General features: G+C 65.5%; 5 protein-coding genes. All 5 read right to left on the reverse strand.

Going from position 1 to position 3,954, the window contains the following annotated elements; translation table 11 throughout:
* A partial coding sequence (locus tag ACIQ42_RS16770) for a dihydrolipoyl dehydrogenase (protein WP_397423383.1) occupies nucleotides 1–1,080 on the reverse strand: 1,080 nt, incomplete at its 3' end.
* The gene (locus ACIQ42_RS16775) at nucleotides 1,080–1,559 is read right to left on the reverse strand and encodes a glutathione peroxidase (protein ID WP_397423384.1); all 480 of its coding nucleotides are present in this window, start codon (nucleotides 1,557–1,559) and stop codon (nucleotides 1,080–1,082) included. The genes ACIQ42_RS16770 and ACIQ42_RS16775, both read right to left, overlap by 1 nt.
* A gap of 8 nt (nucleotides 1,560–1,567) precedes the next feature.
* Entirely contained in the window at nucleotides 1,568–2,887 is a 1,320-nt protein-coding gene (locus ACIQ42_RS16780) for a pyruvate dehydrogenase complex dihydrolipoamide acetyltransferase (RefSeq protein WP_397423385.1), read from the reverse strand.
* The gene (locus ACIQ42_RS16785; protein WP_397423386.1) at nucleotides 2,884–3,288 is read right to left on the reverse strand and encodes a GFA family protein; all 405 of its coding nucleotides are present in this window, start codon (nucleotides 3,286–3,288) and stop codon (nucleotides 2,884–2,886) included. Before ACIQ42_RS16785 ends, ACIQ42_RS16780 begins: the two co-directional genes overlap by 4 nt.
* Nucleotides 3,285–3,954, reverse strand: a 670-nt coding sequence (locus ACIQ42_RS16790; protein WP_397423387.1) for a pyruvate dehydrogenase complex E1 component subunit beta, incomplete at its 5' end; no start/stop codon positions are given. The genes ACIQ42_RS16785 and ACIQ42_RS16790, both read right to left, overlap by 4 nt.

Genomic DNA, 3,954 nt, shown 5'->3' on the forward strand with positions numbered 1-3,954 from the left:
GGTGAGGCCCACTGAGGCGATCTGCGGGTTTGTGTAGGTGCAGCCGGGGATCGGGGATGTCAGGTTCGACGGCTTCAGGCCAGCGATATGCTCGATGCAGTGAACACCCTCGTGACTGGCCTTGTGCGCCAGCCAGGGCGGCCCCGCGACGTCGCCGATGGCGTAAAGTCCCGGCACGCCCGTGCCGCCGTGGCCGTCTGTGACGATGTGGGTGCGGTCGATCTTCACGCCCAGAGCCTCAAGGCCCATGCCTTCGACATTGCCTACAATGCCGACCGCGACGATGCAGACGTCGGCCTCAAGCGTCTCACCCTTGCCGCCCGTCTCGATCTCGAGCGCGACGCCTGTTTTGGTCCTGACCAGCTTTTTCACCGCCGCGCCGACCCGGAACTTGATCCCGCGCTTTTCAAAAGCCTTGTGCGCCGCCCTGGAGACCTCTTCGTCTTCCACGGGCAGGATGCGCGGCAGCATTTCAATGACCGTAACTTCCGAGCCCAACGCCCTGTAGAAACTGGCGAATTCCATGCCGATGGCCCCGGACCCGATGACAACCATGGTCCTCGGCGCGGCCATGGGCACCAGGGCCTCGCGATAGGTCCAGATGCGTTCGCCGTCCGGCTCCAGCCCGATGGCCGGAATGGTCCTGGCCCGCGCGCCGGTCGCCACGATCACATGCTTGGCGGTCAGCTTGCGCGCGCCGACCACGACTGTGGGCGCGCCCTGCCCTTGTTCGAGCCTGGCCGTGCCGACGACCACCTCGATCTTGTGTTTCTTCATCAGGAAGGTGACGCCGGCGTTCAGTTGGGCCGCCACCTTGCGTGAGCGCCCGATCACCGCGCTGAAATCGAACGATCGCTTCTCCACCGACAGGCCATAGTCGCCCAGGTGACCCAGTGCCTCGTACATCTCGCCGGATTTGAGCAGCGCCTTGGTGGGAATGCAGCCCCAGTTCAGGCAAATTCCACCCAGTTCGGTGCGCTCCACAATGGCGACCTTCATGCCCAGCTGCGAGGCGCGGATCGCCGTCACATAGCCGCCCGGGCCGGACCCGATGACGATAACATCGAAGGCGTCAGCCATCAGAGCAGCCTTTCAATCGCGCCCTCGAGCGCCTTCGGTTCCACAGTCGGCGCGAAGCGATCCACGACCTTGCCGCTGCGGTCGATCAGGAATTTGGTGAAGTTCCACTTGATGCCGGACGTGCCGAGCACGCCTTTCTTCTTCGTCTTCAGCCATGCATAGAGCGGATGGGCGGCCGGCCCGTTCACGTCGATCTTTCGCATCATGGGAAAATCGACCTCATAGGTCAGTGAGCAGAAGCTGGCGATCTCGGCAGCGTCTCCCGGTTCCTGGGCGCCGAACTGGTTGCAGGGGAAGCCCAGCACCACGAGGCCACGATCCCGATACTTCGACCACAACAGCTCCAGGCCGTCGTACTGGGGCGTGAAACCGCACTTGCTGGCCGTGTTGACGATCAGGACCACCTTGTCCCGATAGTCGCTGAGCGGCACCGGCTTGCCATCCAGGGTCTCGGCGCTGAAGTCGTAGAACTTGCTCATGGTCTCACTCACACGATCAGGGTGATGGGATCTTCCAGCAGCGGTTTGAAGGCCGCCAGCCAGCGCGCCCCGGTCGCGCCATCCACGACGCGGTGATCGCAAGTGAGGGTCACCGTCATCACCGTGGCGATGGCCAGCTCGTTGCCCCGTACCACAGGCCGCTTCTCGCCGGTGCCCACGGACAGGATCGCGCCCTGCGGCTCATTGATGATCGAAGCGAAACTCTTGATCCCGAACATGCCCAGGTTGGAGACAGAGAAGGTGCCGCCCTGAAACTCGTCAGGCTTCAGCTTCTTGGTTCGCGCCCGCTCGGCCAGGTCCTTGGCCTCGGTGGCGATCTGCGCCAGGCCCTTGGTTTCGGCGCTGCGAATGATCGGGGTGATCAGGCCGCCCGGCACCGCCACAGCCATGGCGATGTCGGCGTGGTGGTGCATGGCGATACCTTCGGGCGTGTAGGAGGCGTTGGCCTCCGGCACCCGCATGAGCGCGACCGCGGCGGCCTTGATGATCATGTCATTGACGCTGACCTTGACGCCCTGCTTCTCCAGCATGGCGTTGATCTTGCTCCGGGCGGCCAGTAGCTCGTCCAGCTCGATGTCGATGCTGAGCGGGAAGTGCGGCACGTCACGGAAGCTGTCGGTCATCCGCCGTGCGACCGTCTTGCGCATGCCGTCCAGCGGGATCAAGTCATAGCTTCCGGGCGCTATGCCCATTTGCTCGAGGCTCTGGACCTGACGCGGGGCGGCAGCTGTCGGCGCAGCGGCTGGGGCGGCTGAAGGCGTTGCCGCCTTTGTCTGGCCGGGTTTTGCGGCCTCGACATCGACCCTGATAATCCGGCCATGCGGGCCAGACCCGCTCACCGACCCCAGGTCCACGCCCTTCTGTTCGGCGATCCGACGCGCCAGCGGCGAGGCGAAGATGCGCGCTGTTCCTCCCCCGTTAACCGGGGAGGGGGACTGCGAAGCGGTGGAGGGGGCGGTAGGGGCTGGTGCGGCGACTTGTTTTTCAGGCGCAGGTGCGGCGGCAGCGCCCCCTCCACCCTTCGGGTCCCCCTCCCCCGCTGTCGCAGGGGAGGTATTGGCAGCGCCTGCCTCACCGGCCAGTCGGGCGATGGTCGCATTGACCTTCACGCCCTCGGTGCCTTCGGCCACCAGCAGCGCCTCGACCACGCCCTCATCGACCGCCTCGACCTCCATGGTGGCCTTGTCGGTCTCGATCTCGGCGATCACGTCGCCGGACGAGACCTTGTCGCCGACCTTCACGTGCCATTTCGCCAGCGTGCCCTCTTCCATGGTGGGCGACAGGGCGGGCATGAGGATGTCCGTCATGCGGGCTCCTTGGAGAGATGGGAAAGGGACGCCGCATTGGCCTCCCAGTTCTGGCCGTCGAAGGCCTCGATGATCAGCTCAAGGTCGTCGACACCGTCGAGGCAGCGGCCGTTGACGCTCCAGCCGTCCGGATTTGATCGGGGCCGGTAGAAACTCTTGATGCCGCATTCGGCGCAGAACAGGTGCTTCGCCACGCGCGTGTTGAAGGTGTACTCGACCAGCCGCTCGGCGCCCTTGGTCAGCCGGAACCGGCTCTCCGGCACGATCAGGTGCACATAGCCGGTCCTGGCGCACATCGAGCAGTTGCAGCTCTGCGCCTCGACCTGCGCCGGGAGGGCCACCTCAAAACGGACCCCGCCGCAATGGCAGCCGCCAGCGCGCCAGGCGAAGGGTTCACTCACCGGTAACTCACCGCTTTCGCCGCCGCGACGATTTTCTCGACCGACGGCATGGACAGCAGTTCCAGGTTGGCCGCGTAGGGGAGCGGCACGTCTTCCTGGCAGACCCGGGCCGGCGGGGCGTCCAGGTAGTCGAAGGCGTCCTCGACCACTTTGGCGCAGATGTAGGAGCCGACGCCCATGGGGCCCCAGCCTTCCTCCACCGTGACCAGACGGTTGGTTTTTTTCACGGAGTTGACGATGGTCTCGGTGTCCATGGGGCGCAGCGTCCGAAGGTCTATGACCTCGGCGTCGATCCCCTCCTCGACCAGCTTCTCCGCGGCCTGCAGGCAAAAGCCCACCATGCGCGAATAGGCCACCAGGGTGACACCGGTCCCCTCGCGGCGGACCTTGGCCTTGCCGATGGGCACGACCCAGTCGATCCCCTCGGGCACGTCGAACTCCTGGCCGTAGAGCATCTCGTGCTCCAGGAAGACCACGGGGTTCGGGTCCCGGATGGCGGCCTTCATCAGCCCCTTGGCGTCGGCGCTGTCGTAGGGCGCCACGACCTTCAGGCCGGGTACATGGGCGTACCAGGCGCCGTAGTCCTGGCTGTGCTGCGCGCCCACCCGGGCCGCCGCCCCGTTCGGCCCACGGAAGACGATCGATGTCTTGATCTGGCCGCCGGAC

The organism is Phenylobacterium sp., from assembly GCF_044372605.1.
Classification (GTDB): Bacteria; Pseudomonadota; Alphaproteobacteria; order Caulobacterales; family Caulobacteraceae; genus Phenylobacterium.

Excerpts from the sequence above, each read along its gene's own strand:
- ACIQ42_RS16775 (WP_397423384.1), bottom strand. The coding sequence starts at position 1,559 with ATGAGCAAGTTCTACGACTTCAGCGCCGAGACCCTGGATGGCAAGCCG.
- ACIQ42_RS16780 (WP_397423385.1), bottom strand. The coding sequence starts at position 2,887 with ATGACGGACATCCTCATGCCCGCCCTGTCGCCCACCATGGAAGAGGGC.